Here is a 15,153-nt window from a genome sequence, read left to right as displayed (position 1 = left end):
TGTCTCCTTTTGGTGTGCGGCCGGAGCCTTATTTCTTGTCGTTCTCGAGCAGTTCGACGAGCACCTTGAGCTGCGGGAACGTGTCCATGTACGCGTAGCGTCCGCCGGTGTACTCGCCTTTCTGAATCAGCGGCATGCCGAGGCCCTCGAGCTTGAGCACCTTCTCCTTCATGCCGTCGATGACGAAGGCGATATGGTGCGGGCCTTCGCCGTGCTGGTCGAGATATTCGCGCCAGGTGCTCGGCTCATGGTCCGGCTCGATCAGCTCGATCTGCAGCTGTCCGGCATCGATGAATGCAAGCTTCGCGCGTGCGGGCGTCGATGCGCCGCGGTATTCCGTCTGCGCGATATCGACGGTATCGGTGACGATGATCTTCGGCTTCTCGATGCCGAAGAAATCGGCCCATGCCTGCGCGGTTTTCTCGATGTCGTGGACGAGAATGCCGATTTGCGTGACGATTTTCGTGCCCAGAACATTTTCTGCCATGGATGATGACACTCCTTCTCGTTCAAAATGGGTGTATGAATCAGAATGCGGCCTGGCTGCGAATGCGGGACAGGCGAGCATTGTCATACCTCATGCCTTCATACCGTGCCCGGGATCTTGCGAGTCCATACGGCTTGTAAACGCGCGTTCACAATGGTCAATAAAAAGCCGGCGCTTACAGACTCCGGCACGAATCGCGGATGATCAGCTCCGAGGGCGCGACATAAGGTTCGGAGAAGGCGGCGCCCGTTTCGATGTAGCGGATCAATCCGTCCGTGAGTTGCTTCATCAGCAATTTGAAATCGACGCGAACCGTCGTGAGCGCTGGCTGCTGCATGGCGCTCAGCACGTGGTCGTCGAAGCCGATGATCGACAGATCATCGGGCACGCGCAGGCCGTGCGCTTTAAGCGCCTTCATGGCGCCGAAGGCGACGCTGTCGTTCGCGGCGATGATCGCGGTCGGCAGCGGCTTGCCGCTCGCCAGAAGCCGGTTGATGGCTTCGTACCCGGCCGGCTCGTGGAAGTCGCCGGGCAGCACCCAATCCGGGTTGACCGCAAGCCCGCGGCGCTCCATCGCGCGGCAGAACGATTCGTACTTGTCCGGTCCCGAGAAGCGGTTCATCGCGCCGTTGATAATGCCGATATTGCGGTGGTTCAGCTCTGCCAGATAGCCGACCGCCAGCTCCATGCCGGTCGCATTGTCGAAGTTCACGACAAGGCGGTTCGGGTCGGACTTGCCGGGCAGATGCTGGTCAACGATGCCGACGGCGAACCCTTCGGCAATGAGCGATTCGATCAGCGGCTCTTCGTTGGGCGCGCCGATGAAGATGCCTCCGTCGATGCGGCGCTGATAGAAAATTTCTTTCACCCGTCTGACCGCATCCCCGTCGGCGGTACTGCGGAGAATATGCGTCAGGACATAGTAGCCGCAGCCCGACGCGTTCTCGATGACGCTGGAGATGAGCATGTTCGCGAGAATATCGCTGGCCACATGGCCGGCATCCACGAGGAACAGTCCGATCGTCCGCGTCTTCTTGCCGGCCAGCACCTGGGCGGACATGTTCGGGAAATAATTGTATTCCTCGATGATGCGCATGACCTTATCCCGCGTTTCGGGCGGGACATTGGGGTAGTTGTTGACGACGCGGCTGACGGTGCTGCGCGATACCCCGGCCAACCGCGCGATTTCGATGCTGTTGATCTCGTTCCGTCTCGAGGCCATGCGGCGTAACCTCCATTGTAACGCGCGTTCATCTTGATGCTACATTGTCGGCTGACCGGCTGTCAATAACGGAAAAAGGAAACAAAAAAGAGCCGTTGCAAGCGGGGAGCTTGTAACGGCCTGGCAATAAAAAATTGCGGGCATTCCCGCAATTTCGTGAGTGTGTAAAATGGTCGAGACGACAGGATTTGAACCTGCGACCTCTTGGTCCCGAACCAAGCGCTCTACCAAGCTGAGCCACGTCTCGAAGTGCTGTATCGAAGTACTGTGAATCAAACAAGCAATGATGATTTTAGCACATGGCGAGCTCGTTGTAAAGGGTTTGGCGAAAGAATTTTTTGGCTTTAAAGCTGCGCATCATATGCATGTGTGCTGAAAGACAAGACCGCGGGCGATTGCAGCATGGAAAGATGGCGTTGATCGGTCTGCGGAAGTGAAGTTTAGATTCCGGAAGGAGGAGGTCCCGCAGTCATGCTGCAACATCCGTTCGAAGTGCCCGAGCAGAAAAAGATTCGCCTGATCATCAACACGGACGCAAAGAACGAAGCGGACGACCAGTTCGCCATCGTCCATGCACTGCTTACACCCCGGTTTGTCGTGAAAGGCATCATCCCGGCTCATTTCGGTGAACGAAGGACGACGGCATCCATGCAGGAGAGTGACGACGAAGTCGTCAAGCTGCTGGAACTGATGAATTTGACGGGTCGCATCGGGGTTTTCAAGGGAGCGGAAAAAGCGATACCGAACGAACAAACCCCGGTCATGTCGGAAGGCGCCGAACTCATCATCCGCGAAGCGCTTTCGGACGATCCGAAGCCGCTTTATGTCATTTTCCTCGGACCGCTGACGGACCTCGCTTCCGCCTATCTGAAAGAGCCTTCGATTGCCGGCAGGCTGACCGCGGTATGGATCGGCGGAGGAGCATGGCCCAACGGGGAACCCGAATTCAACCTGAGCAACGACATCAACGCGGCGAATGTCGTATTCCAGTCGGATATTCCGCTCTGGGTCATTCCACGCAACGTCTACTCGTCGATCAGGGTCAGCATTGCGGAACTCGCCGTCAAGGTGAAGCCGTGCGGCGCAATCGGAGCGTATCTGTATCAGCAATTGGTCGATTTCAATCATCAAATGGGCGGCAATGCGCGGTGGCCGAAAGGCGAGATGTGGAGCCTGGGGGATTCGCCGGCAGTCAGCGTGCTGCTGGACGATCATGAATACGGTTACGAGATCGTGCCCGCGCCGAGGGTGACGAAAGACATGCACTACGTGCACCACCAGAAGGACCGTCTTGTTCGGTGGTACCATTTCATCGATCCGCGGTTTACGCTTGAGGACATGTACGCCAAGCTGCAGTTTCATTACGGTTCATAAACCCGAGGTCGAACGCTTGAGGGAAGGGTTTAGTTCGACAAGAAGATGATTCATAACCAGGATGTGAGGCACACCTTCCTGGCGGAAATTCGGATACAGAGTTGCTGTTCCAGTAAGAGAGAGTGTCCGTCATCATCAAAATGACCATAATCGGCCTGACCGTCAAAAAGGGGTCTGAAGCCAGGGAAACGGTGGCTTGAAGATGACACAACCCTCCCGCCAGAAATCATTCTGCAGGAGGGTTGGTTGCCGGTTGCGCTATCCCCGACGGTCAACGAGCCGCAAAAATGATGTGTACAGTTCCGTCTCCGGGATGATCAGCGGCTCCGAGAACTCGGAGTGCATTGCACAGACGGAAAGCCAATGGTCCTCGTCAATTCGCCTTGAGAAGAGGCGGTAATGTTCCGATCCGCTTCGTTCGATCCGGAAAAACGGGCCTTCATTTCCGTGCTGGTCAACCGCTGATACGGTGAATGTGTCCAAGGGAAGCTGCAGTCCCGTGCCGACGGCTTTGAGATAGCTTTCCTTCAATGTCCACAGTCGGTAGAAGCAGGATAGCCGCTCCTCTTCCGTCCACCTCATCAAATCCGCGTATTCCTGTTGTGAGAAGAAACGTCTGGCGATCCCTTCAACATCAATCGGCAAGATCTGCTCAACATCGATTCCGACTGGCTGCACGTCAATGGCGCATGCAACCCATCGGCCGGCGTGGGAAAGATTGAACTCCAGATTTGGAATATCCTCCAGATAAGGCTTGCCGGCGGCGCTTCGCACAAGCCGGATTGGCCCGCGGCTAGCCAGCCCGAACCTCTCCATCAGCAACAAGCGAAGCAGCGTCTCAGCCGCGGCCGATCGCCGCCGGTCGTCCGGATTCCGCAGGCGGCCGATGGATTCCTGTCGCTCCCGTGACAAGAACCGCGCCGCCCTGCTCCAGAGTGGCGGGGACGGCGGGTCCGGGTTGCTCAGTCGCACCAATCCGATGATGACCGTCAAAACTGTTCTCCCACGCGATTTTGTCCGGTGTCGGCATTGATGTGGACATTCAAGGCCAGCGTGCGGATGGACTGTATTCTGGACAAGAGCAGTGCCGAAATGACCACCAATATGCCGCAGATGACAAACATGAAGCCGATGCCTCTGCCCGGACCCGTGCCGATGAGTTGGCCGACCGTCGAAGCCAGGAGGCCGTCATTTTCCAGTAGTGGATTGAAAACATGGTCGGCGAGCGGCCCCGAAATGCCGTAGGCCACGATGAAACCGAGCTGGGACAGGATGCCAACAATACCCCATACACGACCCTGCTTCTCGTTGGGGATGTTCGTCCGGACAAGCACGTCGCAACTCATATTGACGAAGGGAAGCGCCGCCAGGAACAGGAATCCCGCGAAGGTGATGAAGTAGATGTTCGTCGTGGTCCCGAGCAGGAAGAAGGCGATGCCCGCGACGACCAGGCCGCTCACCAGGATATCCACATAGCGATGCCCAACGCTGAACATCCCGAGCACGAGACTGCTGATCAGCATGCCGACCGCGCACAACGACTGGATCGTGCCCAACGTTTTGGCGTCCGAGAAGAACAACACCATTGGACCGATCAGCGTCTGCAGGAATCCGAGGAAGAATGTGACCAGCGAAATCATGAGAATCAGCAGGAAGACGCCCCGGTTGGTGACAATGGCCTGCCAGCCGTCCCTCAGCTCCTTCAGCCAGTGGCCGCTCTCTTCGGCGCGCGGAGTCGACGTCATTTGTTTCTTGATGACAAACACCGTAAGCACGGCCAGTACGAACGTGGCGATGTCGATGATCAGCACCGATTTGATACTGAAGTAGTACATGATCAGGCCGGCGAGAAACGGAGACAGCAGAAAACGCGACGACTCCGCCAACTGAACGAGTCCGCTGCCCTTCGAGTATTGATCCTCGGTGAGCAGATCGGTAGCCGAGGCTTTGTACGCTGGGCTCTGAATGCCGACGAAGATGGAGCTGAGCGTCACGCCGGCATAGATAAGCCACAGTTCCGGCTCTCCCAGCATCATGAATGCAAGAATGAACACGATGCCGGCCGCGGAACCGAGATCGCCGATAATCATCATCAGCCTGCGGTCGAAACGGTCCGCCAATATGCCGCCTATCGGCCGGAGCAGGATGGAGGGCAGAAACGACAGCAAGGTAACCAGGGCGGCGTTGGTAGCCATTTCTGTCCTTTCAAAAGCGTATACGCCCAGCGCAAAGCCGGTCAACCCGCTGCCGACCATCGACAACAACTGCCCGATCCAGACGATCAGAAATTTGTGAAACGACTTGTTCTGGTCCAACAATGCCCATCCCTTTCCGGGTGTGATTTCGGATATACTCATCCATATTGCGCCGAGGCGGTGATTATGCGGCGGCTAGAAGCCTTGCCGTATGAGCCATTCGGACAGCTGATTCTCCCGGATTCTGCGCTCTTCCGGGCTGTCATGCATCGCTTTCCTCAGCCTTTTCTCCGCTACCAGACGTCCATCCAGCATGAACAGCACCCGTTCGGTATATGCTGCGACCCGGGGATCGTGGGTGACCAGCATGATGGTCATGCCCTGGCGGTTGATGTAGTCAAGAAGCCGCATGATATCCTGGGCAGACTGCGAGTTGAGCGCGCCGGTCGGCTCGTCGCCGAACAGAATGTCCGGGGAATTGATGAGCGCCCGGCAGATGGCTGCCCGCTGCAACTGCCCGCCCGAGACTTGGGTGATGTCGTGGTCAGCCAGGTGGGCGATGCCCGTCATTTCCATTAGCTCCGCAGCCCTCTGCCTGATGCGTTTTCGATCCTGCCGACCCGCCAGATAGGCGGACAGGACGATGTTGTCGAGCAACGTCAGGTTGCGCATCAGGTGGATGTGCTGAAACACGAAACCGATATTGTGCAGACGTACGTTTGCCAATTCATCTTCGTTCAACCTGGTCAAGTCTCTTCCGTTTAGCAAAACCTGGCCGGAGGTCACCCGGTCTAGGCCGCTGATCGCATACAACAACGTGGACTTACCTGAACCGGACGGCCCCATGACGGAAATGAATTCGCCTTTGTGGATCTTCAGGTTGATATCCTTAAGCACAGGGGTCTCCTGATTACCGTTTCGGTAGGTTTTGCACACGCTCACCGCTTCAAGCAGAATCATCATGCCACTCTCCTTACTCCTTGATCATTTCGGCGATGTTGACTTTGCGGTTCGGACCAGTGCCGATCCAGGTAGTCACGACAACCACCAGCATCAGGATCAGCGGGCAAACGACATATGCCTGAACCGGCTCAATGACAAACCTGATGTTGGAAGCCCCCAATAGCGACCAGATCGCTCCGACAAGTATCTGTCCCAGCGTATTGGACAGAATCGTACCGATGACGATGCCAGCAATAAGCACCGCAAGTGACATGGTGACATATTGTGTTCGAATATGACGATGCGCAAATCCGATGCTGTGCAGTATCGCCGTATGCGGCCGTTCCTTGGCAATCAGCAGGCTCAGGAACAGGGCCGTCATCAGCATGGATAGGAAGATCGAGACGAAAAATGCGAGAATCGCCAGATTGCGGAGCTGCGCAATCGTCTGCCCCAGCGTCTGCTGGATGTATCCTTTCAGATCGGTGACTTTGGCCGGCTCGAACGCTTTCTCATATTGCGCGATCTTGGTCTTCGCGTCTACGCCCGGCTTGAGATCGAGACTGATCGTGTACCACAGGACCGAATCCGGGTCATAAGGGAGTCTTGCCTTGGCCGTGCGTCCGCCGTTGGTAATGTCCTGGTAGATGCCGCTGACGACCATCACCTTCTCCTCTCCGCCGACCAGCAGACGGATCGTGTCTCCGACCCGCCGTTCCATCTCCCGTGCGTTCTGCACCGACAGTGCGATTTCGTTGTCACGTAACGGCGCGCCGCCCTGCACATACTCTAGCGGGAAAATGGTGAAGTCGCCCGTCTCGACATTGAGCAGGTCGACGGTGCCGTCGTCGTTCAGCAGCCGGAAACGGCTCGTGACCAGCGGGGAGAACCGCTCGACATCCCCGTCTTGCCGGATCGCATCGACCGTGCGCCGGAATCGATCGTTCATGCGGTCCGAATATTGCAGGTCAATGCGTAGGTCGCTCCGGCCGATACCCAAGTAGGAGACGAAATCGGGCGACTGGATCGTATTGAGAAAATGAATTGGCACCAGCAGGAGGAAGGCACTCGCGGCGAAGACGAAGAACAGCAGGCCGAACATACGAAGTCGCTGGAAGACATTCTTCAGGCCCAGAAACACCGGAATGGGCAGGAACCGGTTGTGGTGCAGCCGCCAGCGGCTCTTGTTGATCTTCACATCCCCGATGCTGCCCGAACGCAGCGCCTCCACTGCCGATATCCGGTGGAAACGCCGAAGCACCAGCATGCAGAACAGGAGCAGTAGGCCGAACAGGACGGCGGCGGTGACAAGCGGCAGCACGAAGTACAGCAGGTCGCGTTCTGCCCCCCCGAGATACAGCGTGATATTCGAAACCATCAGGTGCGCTGCCGGAAAGGATGCCGCAAAGCCGCACAGGGATGCTGTGGCCGCCAGCACGACGTATTTCACCAGGTAGATGCTGCGAATGTTCCGCCGGGAGGCTCCGATAGCCTTCAGCACGCCGATCTCGCGATAATCCTCTTCCAGTGTAGACAGCAGGGTGAAGCGGACGCAAAGCATCGCGATGAGAATCAGGAGCAGACTGACGAAGATCGTCACGACCGCGATCACGCCATCCGTCAGTGCGTTCAGCAAGCGGAACATGTTCAGGTCGATGGAAGGGCCGACCTTGGGCAAGTTGGATGACTGATAGAGCTTGTTGAATTCCCCGAGTTTCCCGGAATCTGTCAGACGAAACTCGATCAGATATTCGACGCTACCGATGTGCCGCTTCAGAAATTCATAGTCCGCGGGGTGGACGACGAAGCGCTTCGAATGGATGATGGAAGGGTTCATCTGAGCATCACGGACGAAATCGCGGATCGTGAATTCCCGGACGAAGTCCGGGTGCACGATGCGAAGCCGGTCGCCGACGGACAGATTCCGCTGCCGCATGAAGAAGAGCGGAACGGCGATCTCGCCTTCCGCCACTTCCGCACGCTCGTTCGAGAGGTTCAGCAGGAAATCGAACTTCTCGTTCTGCTGGACGAAATAGAAGTCCATGACGCTGGTGCTTTCGGGAGTTCCGCGGTCGCCGAAATAGATATGGCTGCCTTCCAACGGGACCATCTCGACGGTCTGGTGTATGTCTACAAGTCCGGTGTCCGCCGCCCAGCGTTCAATCTCGCGCTCGTCGATCGTTCCGCTGTGCATCTGAACATAGTGCGGCACGGCCGATTTCACGAGCAGTTCGCTCATGGACAAGGCCAGTTCCCGAATCATGTTGGCTCCGGCGGCCGCCAGGAGCGCCGATAGAAACACGAAAACGAAGAGAATGGCGGAGACGCTTTTCTTCTTGTTCAGGTCCCGCTTAAGCAAATGCAGCAACATGCAGATGTAAAGCCCCTTTCAGCCGTCTATTCTTTGTTTTTGGCCGATGCGTCCCAGAATGTCGGCGACCGCTTCCGTATTGTCGGAGATGAACATGTGACCACCGTCTCTGACCGGCACAAGATGGACTACTCCGGAGAAATAATCCGTCCAGCGAAGCATCGCGGACAACGGGACGATGCGATCCTGGCCGCCCCACAGCAAGTACGCGGGGCATGCAAGCGGAGTCCGGTTCAGGGACGATGCGGATTCCAGCACTTTGAAATCAGCCCGGAACACCGGCAGGAAAAAATGCAGCAAACTTCTCTCATGCATCAATTCCTGCGGGATGCCGCCGTACGACGCCAAATGTTCAATGAGTCTGTCATCGGGCAAATGGGATACCCGCCGGGTCTCGGCCGGAGTGGTGCAGGCGGACAGTATAAGTGTCGGATGACAAGACTCCGTCAATCGCTGCGCAAGAAAGTACGCCACCATGCCGCCCATACTGTGGCCAAACAGCATGCCTCCGGGTCGTAGAATGCTCTTTAGCTCGCCTATGATCAGATCCAACAGGGCCGTCATGTCTTCAGCGGGAGGCTTCCGGCAGGAGCCGTGCCCCGGCGGATTCAGAGCCCATAGCTCATAGCTGTCGTCCAATTTGTCCGCCAGATTGAGGAACGAATTCGCATAACCTCCGAGATAAGGAAAACAGATGATTTGCGACCCTCCGGCAGCCCCCGTTTCAATCGGGTGAACCACTCGAAGCAACCGATTGTCTCTTCCAGACAGATGTCCGGACGGTATGTAAACGGCGAGGCATAGACGATGTCTTCCTGGCGGGTATATTGATGCAGCAGCAGGGCGAAGGCAGCCATGACGAACATGAAGCCGGTTGTTTCAAGCTCGGCCGCCCTTTCCTGCAGGCGTTTGAAGAGATTGGATGAAACCGGAAAACGCATTTCCCTGCCGACACCTTGCATCCACTGGGACGCCGGATAGTCCGGCTGCAGAGCCAACGGCTCAGCTCCGCGCATCTTGTCGACCCAGTACTGACGATGTTCGTGACAGTTCCCGTTGTTCAATCTCTCGATCTCTTGCAGGATAAATTCAATGAATCCGTCATCCTGTCGCAAGGCAATCAAGCGGCCGCTTGCCAGGGCGTCATAGTAATCGAACCATTTTCGGGCAAGGATATTTAGGGATAGCCCATCAGCCGCAAGATGGTGGATGCAGATCATCAGCAGATGCGTCTGTTTGTCCAGCCTGACAAGCACCGCGCGGAACAGAGGCGGCCGAAACAAATCGAAAGGCCTGCTCATCTCCTGCTCGATGATGTTCCTGGCCCGTGCTTCTCGATTTTCTTGCTCCGGAGCGAGGTCATATTTGACCAGTGGAACCTCGACTTCCCGATGAACGGCCAGGCCGGGCAGATCGTCGACGAAATCCACGCAGCATCGCAGCGCTGCCTGTTCGTGGATCAAAAGCGTAAGAGCCTGTTCGAGCAAAGCTTCGTCGAGGTTTCGAATCCGGATTGTCGCCGCAATGTAATAGGCGTCGGGATTGCCGATCTGGCAGTCGAGAAAGATGCCTTTTTGCATTTCTGTCATCGAGACTTTCCGGACGGTCAAACCGATCATTCCTCTCTTCGATTCTATGGTTCAAGGCGATATGAAGACCGTGGCTACTCATGCGTTGGTCCAGATGCCACCGGCCTGGATGGACAGAATGGTGATGAACGCCTGATAGACGATGTCCATCACGATGTTTGCGATGTTGCCTGCGTCCGCTTTGCGATTCTTGATCATCTCCTGCGTATGCGACCACAGGCCGCTCAGACCATAGATGTACATGGTGACCAGAACGCCTACCCAGAAAGAACCGTGAAACCAGATGGCCATTACGCCCATCACGCCGACGCCGAGCTGGGAGAACCCGTATTTGATTTGATACGGTCCGCCCGGCCATCCCAGCTTCCTGGCCGTATCATCCGCAAGCGCAATATTCACGATGACCCCGATGATGCCCACCAGGCCGAACGTCACGACGAACTGGTGCAAGAGCAGAATGTGCGAGATGTTGCTGGCGTCGCCGAAGCCCGTGATGAGAAGATGCGTGAATCCCGACAGCAAGCCCAGCGCCCACAAAGCCAGAAACCACATTTGCTAATCCCTCCGAGAACATAAGTGTAGTTGGCTGATTTAGCGATACAAGATTTAACAAAAAATTAACAAACAGTACCTTTATACCAAATCATAACATGTAAAATAAAAAATACAAATCAAGGAAAAAAGTAAGTTGATGAACAAATTAAAGTGGAAACAGTTAGAGGATTGTGCGAGGGAGAGGGAATTGAGAAAAAAAAACCACCCGTCAGAAACGATTCTGAGGGGGGATTCTTATGGTTCAGATGATTTATGGAACTGGCGCGCCACGGTGGGACTCGAACCCACGACGCACAGTTTAGGAAACTGTCGCTCTATCCAGCTGAGCTACGGGCGCGCAGCAAGATGTATTATACCACATTGCGACTGTCGAAGGAAGGGACGGCGACCTGAAAATCGTTGCCGCATCAACCTTCGTATCTGGAATCGTTGAACAGGTAGGTCTGCGGCGCACGATCCGTTTTGACCGGCTCCGTCTGTTCGGCCTGGATGTCGAATTCAGTCTCCCCTTCCTCGCCGAGCATCTCTTTGCGCAGTTTCTCCGACTTCTCGCGGTAGTAAGCCTCGATCTGGGATCTCAGGATGTAGGAACGCAACCAATTCGCGTGGTCATCTTTCAGCTCGATAATGCGCGTTCCGCACCGGATGCCTTCCTTGGTGCGCTGCAGATGAATGATCTCCGCCCTGCATTCAAAGCGGTTGCCGAGATCCAATTCAAGGTGAAGCTGGTTCCGCGTCTGCAACGGAAGGTCGATGTTGAACAGCAAGCCGATTCCGGACATGCTGATGTTGTCCAGCAGGATGGTCGGCGGATCCGGGAACTTCCGTTCCACCTTGCGCGAATATTCATACAGGCTGAGCACCCGGGCCTGCTCATTGACCGGTACCCGCGGATCCTGCCGCTTGTCCTGGAATTTGCGGCGATTCTCGGGCGGATTCAGCACGACCAGCGCGCCCTGATCCTTCGCGAGCACCGTTGATTCGAACACGTAGATGCCGCCTTTGGCGTAAATCATGACTTTTACCTTTTCGCCGAGCATGAACTGGTCGTATTGCGGGAATTCAATCTCCAGCAGCTCGCCGGCGACATAGGTCAGCGTGCCAGTCGATACAAATCCTTTTTTTTCGACGACGGCTTTCGAGTCCATCAGCACCGAGACGTCGTATCCCATCGAGCCGGTCGACGAATTTCTCGGTGACGGGGAAGTGTTGGATAACGGCATGGTCCTTCCACAACTCCTTTCTGTATGGGACTCCTGTATGACAAAAAAACCATCCCCGATTAGCAGGGATGGTCTACCGTTACATGCAGCGACAGGTACATCCGAATCCCGGTAACCAGGCGATCATAGCTCGTGCGGAGCCGTAGACCCTTAGCTTTGCGTCCTTGCCTTTCGACAAGTTTGCCCTTTGCTGATTCGATGCCGATATAGATGTCAGTCATATTTCAAGAATCTGCAAAGTTCATTATACTGTAAATTGTATTGAAATGGCAATGCCAATTTTCATAGGATGGAGCCGCAAGTCATGCAGCCTTGGCACTATGCTCGTGTCGAAAAGCGGCAGAAAAAAGTGGAGTCCAATCGACAAAAACTTACAAATTCTGTGGATCAAGAAGTGTATAATGGAAGCACAATCCATAACTTCTATCGGGGGAGACTGAGGCAGATGAAGAAAGATCGCTTGCTGGGACAGCTGCAAACGCTTCGCTTTCGTCTGCACGCACTTGCGGAAGCAAGAGGAAGTCTAACCGACCCGGAAGTCCTCGCCCTGAGCGAAGAGGCGGACAGGCTCATCGTCGCACTGCAGCAGCTGCAACGGGACGAGTTGACCATTCCCGACAAAAAAGCCCCACGCTTATGAACGATTGCGCAGCGCCCGGAAGAAGCTGGTGAGCAATTCGGAGCATTCGCTGCGCAGCACATCGGATATGACCTCGGTACGATGATTGAATCGCCTGTCCTGCAACAAATTCATCAGCGTGCCTGCGCAGCCTGCTTTCGGATCGTCCGTTCCGTAGACGACGCGAGCGATCCGGGACTGCAGGATGGCGCCGGCGCACATTGGGCATGGTTCCAGCGTGACATACAGCGTGCAATCGAGCAGCCGCCAGGCATTCAGATGCTCGCTGGCCTGACGGATGGCCAGTATTTCGGCATGGGCGGTCGGATCGCGCATCGTCTCGCGCAGATTGTGGCCTCTGCCGATGATCTCCCCGTTTTTCACAATAATTGCGCCGATCGGGACTTCCCGCAACGACTTTGCTTTTTTCGCTTCCTCTATGGCTTCGCGCATGAAGCGCACATCGTCCTCTGCAAAGCTCATTCATCTGCCTCCTCCGCTGTTCGATCCTGCACTTTTGACTGTCTATACCGCGAACAGATATTCGTTGTTAACACGTTGTGCATAAATCGGTGGATAACTAAAGATTTGTCCACAGTTGTCCACATCCTGGAAATCGAGATACCGATGTTATCCACAAGTTTTGGCTGTATGGAAGGAGGTGCCCGTGTTGTCATTCAAGATCAGGTTGACCTTGATCCTATCGACCATCGTGATCATTTTCCAGACACTCACCGTCATTGTGAACGATTATGCGATGCGGGTCAACCTGAAGCGCGAAGTGCAAGAACTGATGCACAACATCGCCGCAAGCGTCACGGAGCATGCCGCCCGGGTAACGCGATCGGCAGACGGGCCGGATAAAAACTCGTCCGGCCTGGATCCGACCGCACTCATTCAGGATTATCAGTCCCTGCACCGCAACATCATGGAAATCGCGGTATTCCGTCCGGCGGAAGAAGGGGGGGCCGGCTCCTCATCCGCGCGGGAAGCGGGGAACGCTGCATCGCAGGAACTCACCGGACGTCTGCTGTACGGCAGCTACGACATCCATGCGAGCGGGACGGATTCGGCCGATCTGGCCGAGGCCATGCGAAGCGGCGAGGTTTACCGCTCGCTCAGAAGCGGAGGAAAGACCTTGCTTGCCGGCACGTTCGGATTTCCCGAATCGGGGCTTGCCGTGCGCATCGCGGCGGACCTGTCGCCCATGTACGGCATGATCAGGGAGACGCGAAATTATCAGATCTCCCTGTCCGTTCTCCTTCTCCCGGCAGCGGTCGCCATCAATTACGGGCTCGCTTATGTGCTGATCCGTCCGCTGCGCCAAATTCTGGGCAAGGTGGATGAAGTGGCATCCGGACGATTCGATACGCCGCTTGCCGTGAACCGCAAAGACGAGACCGGCCAGCTGGCCGAACGGATCAATGCGATGGCGAAGAACCTGGACGTCTACACGGCCAAGCTCAAGAAGGCGTTTGAAGAAAACCGGTCGATGAAGGAACACCTCGAGTCCATTATCCACCATACGACGGACGCGATCCATATTGAAGATGTGAACGGTGTGCTCATCCGCGTCAATCCGGCGTTCGAGCAGATGTTCGGATGGAGCGAGGAAGAGGCGATCGGACGCAGTCTGCCGATCGTTCCCGAGAGCGGCATGAAAGAGGAGCTCGAAGCCCGGGAAGCGCTGCTTGCCGGCCAGATGCTGCCGGCGCGCGAGACGATCCGCCGCCGGAAAGACGGCTCCTGCTTCGAAGTCAGCGTCACCACCTCGGCAATCCGCGACAGGAACGGCGTCATCCAGGCGTTCGCCAGCATTACGCGCGACATGACGAATCGGAACAAAATGGATGAGCTTCTGCGCCGCGCGGAGAAACTGAATACCGTCGGCCAGCTTGCCGCGGGGGTGGCCCACGAGATCCGCAATCCGCTCACGACACTGCGCGGATTCCTGCAGCTCCAGCAGCAGACGAACAAGCTGAATCAGCGGCACATCGATATCATGCTGTCAGAGCTCGACCGGATCAATCTGATTGTCAGTGAATTTCTGATTCTGGCGAAACCGCAGGCGACGAAATTCCGGATTCAGGATGTGCGGTTCATCCTGGGCGATGTCATCTCGCTGCTCGACAGTCAGGCGCATCTGTGCAATATTGTATTCACCACTTCTTTCGACAGCGAGCCCTGCGAGGTGGCCTGCGAGGAGAATCATCTGAAACAGGTATTCATCAATATATTGAAAAATGCGATCGAGGCGATGCCCAAGGGCGGCGAGATCGAGATCGAAGCCCGGAAACAGCCGGGCTGGATCGTGATCACCATCCGGGATCACGGCGTCGGCATATCGGAAGAGATGATTCCGAAGCTGGGCGATCCGTTCGTGACCAGCAAGGAGTCGGGGACCGGACTTGGCATCATGATCAGCCAGCGCATCATCCAGAGCCATCAAGGGACGATGGAGATCCGCAGCACAGTCGGGAAGGGCACGACCGTTACGATCAACCTGCCCGCGGTGGAATGAGCCGGCGGACGATGAAGACCCCCCTGCGCTTCGCACAGGGGGGTCCAAGGCATAG

General features: G+C 56.1%; 14 protein-coding genes, 2 tRNA genes and 1 riboswitch. Of the genes, 3 read left to right on the top strand and 13 right to left on the bottom strand.

The window, feature by feature from the left end; all coding sequences use genetic code 11:
• Nucleotides 1-28: 28 nt before the first annotated feature.
• The 3 genes from C6W55_RS11465 to C6W55_RS11455 form a co-directional block, all read right to left on the bottom strand.
• On the bottom strand, nt 29-487 hold the full coding sequence (locus tag C6W55_RS11465) for a VOC family protein (protein ID WP_213484623.1): 459 nt from the start codon (nt 485-487) through the stop codon (nt 29-31).
• Nucleotides 488-662: 175 nt separating this feature from the next.
• Nucleotides 663-1,709, bottom strand: a complete 1,047-nt coding sequence (locus tag C6W55_RS11460; RefSeq protein ID WP_286892710.1) for a LacI family DNA-binding transcriptional regulator — start codon at nt 1,707-1,709, stop codon at nt 663-665.
• A gap of 170 nt (nt 1,710-1,879) precedes the next feature.
• Nucleotides 1,880-1,956 (bottom strand) — tRNA-Pro (locus tag C6W55_RS11455).
• A gap of 224 nt (nt 1,957-2,180) precedes the next feature.
• On the opposite strand from C6W55_RS11455, the gene C6W55_RS11450 reads away from it, so the two are divergent.
• Complete coding sequence (locus tag C6W55_RS11450) at nt 2,181-3,083, top strand: nucleoside hydrolase (protein ID WP_286892709.1); 903 nt, start codon at nt 2,181-2,183, stop codon at nt 3,081-3,083.
• Nucleotides 3,084-3,341: 258 nt separating this feature from the next.
• Here C6W55_RS11450 and C6W55_RS11445 read toward each other — a convergent pair whose 3' ends face one another.
• The 9 genes from C6W55_RS11445 to C6W55_RS11405 form a co-directional block, all read right to left on the bottom strand.
• Nucleotides 3,342-4,076 (bottom strand): 4'-phosphopantetheinyl transferase family protein, encoded by a 735-nt coding sequence (locus C6W55_RS11445; RefSeq protein WP_286892708.1) that lies wholly within the window; start codon nt 4,074-4,076, stop codon nt 3,342-3,344.
• The gene (locus tag C6W55_RS11440) at nt 4,073-5,398 is read right to left on the bottom strand and encodes an MFS transporter (protein ID WP_353682037.1); all 1,326 of its coding nucleotides are present in this window, start codon (nt 5,396-5,398) and stop codon (nt 4,073-4,075) included. The genes C6W55_RS11445 and C6W55_RS11440 overlap by 4 nt, the downstream gene beginning before the upstream one ends.
• Nucleotides 5,399-5,473: 75 nt before the next feature.
• Nucleotides 5,474-6,241 (bottom strand): ABC transporter ATP-binding protein, encoded by a 768-nt coding sequence (locus tag C6W55_RS11435; protein WP_286892706.1) that lies wholly within the window; start codon nt 6,239-6,241, stop codon nt 5,474-5,476.
• A 10-nt stretch (nt 6,242-6,251) separates the two neighbouring features.
• Entirely contained in the window at nt 6,252-8,591 is a 2,340-nt protein-coding gene (locus C6W55_RS11430) for an ABC transporter permease (protein WP_286892705.1), read from the bottom strand.
• 18 nt (nt 8,592-8,609) lie between these two features.
• The gene (locus tag C6W55_RS11425) at nt 8,610-9,242 is read right to left on the bottom strand and encodes a thioesterase II family protein (protein WP_286892726.1); all 633 of its coding nucleotides are present in this window, start codon (nt 9,240-9,242) and stop codon (nt 8,610-8,612) included.
• Nucleotides 9,200-10,210 (bottom strand): condensation domain-containing protein, encoded by a 1,011-nt coding sequence (locus tag C6W55_RS11420; RefSeq protein ID WP_286892704.1) that lies wholly within the window; start codon nt 10,208-10,210, stop codon nt 9,200-9,202. Before C6W55_RS11420 ends, C6W55_RS11425 begins: the two co-directional genes overlap by 43 nt.
• Before the next feature lie 48 nt (nt 10,211-10,258).
• Nucleotides 10,259-10,732 (bottom strand): DUF6790 family protein, encoded by a 474-nt coding sequence (locus C6W55_RS11415; protein WP_286892703.1) that lies wholly within the window; start codon nt 10,730-10,732, stop codon nt 10,259-10,261.
• A 262-nt stretch (nt 10,733-10,994) separates the two neighbouring features.
• Nucleotides 10,995-11,072 (bottom strand) — tRNA-Arg (locus tag C6W55_RS11410).
• A gap of 70 nt (nt 11,073-11,142) precedes the next feature.
• Nucleotides 11,143-11,958: a PilZ domain-containing protein gene (locus C6W55_RS11405; protein ID WP_286892702.1), complete on the bottom strand. Its 816-nt coding sequence runs from the start codon at nt 11,956-11,958 to the stop codon at nt 11,143-11,145.
• 107 nt (nt 11,959-12,065) lie between these two features.
• Nucleotides 12,066-12,153: riboswitch (cyclic di-GMP riboswitch) on the bottom strand.
• Nucleotides 12,154-12,403: 250 nt separating this feature from the next.
• Here C6W55_RS11405 and C6W55_RS11400 point away from each other — a divergent pair.
• Nucleotides 12,404-12,598 carry an aspartyl-phosphate phosphatase Spo0E family protein gene (locus C6W55_RS11400; RefSeq protein WP_041854626.1) on the top strand — a complete coding sequence of 65 codons (195 nt, stop codon included), beginning with the start codon at nt 12,404-12,406 and terminating at the stop codon, nt 12,596-12,598.
• On the opposite strand, the gene tadA is transcribed toward C6W55_RS11400, so the two are convergent.
• The gene (tadA, locus tag C6W55_RS11395) at nt 12,593-13,060 is read right to left on the bottom strand and encodes a tRNA adenosine(34) deaminase TadA (protein ID WP_015256357.1); all 468 of its coding nucleotides are present in this window, start codon (nt 13,058-13,060) and stop codon (nt 12,593-12,595) included. The two genes, C6W55_RS11400 and tadA, sit on opposite strands and share 6 nt — an antisense overlap.
• Before the next feature lie 184 nt (nt 13,061-13,244).
• Between tadA and C6W55_RS11390 the strand changes: the two genes are divergently transcribed.
• Nucleotides 13,245-15,098, top strand: coding sequence for an ATP-binding protein (locus C6W55_RS11390; protein ID WP_286892701.1), 1,854 nt, complete (start codon nt 13,245-13,247; stop codon nt 15,096-15,098).
• Nucleotides 15,099-15,153 lie beyond the last annotated feature (55 nt).

The organism is Thermobacillus sp., assembly GCF_003390775.1.
GTDB classification, from domain to species: Bacteria; Bacillota; Bacilli; order Paenibacillales; family Paenibacillaceae; genus Thermobacillus; species Thermobacillus xylanilyticus.
Note: the sequence above shows the minus strand (reverse complement) of the source record. Positions and strands in the feature narration are given on the sequence as shown.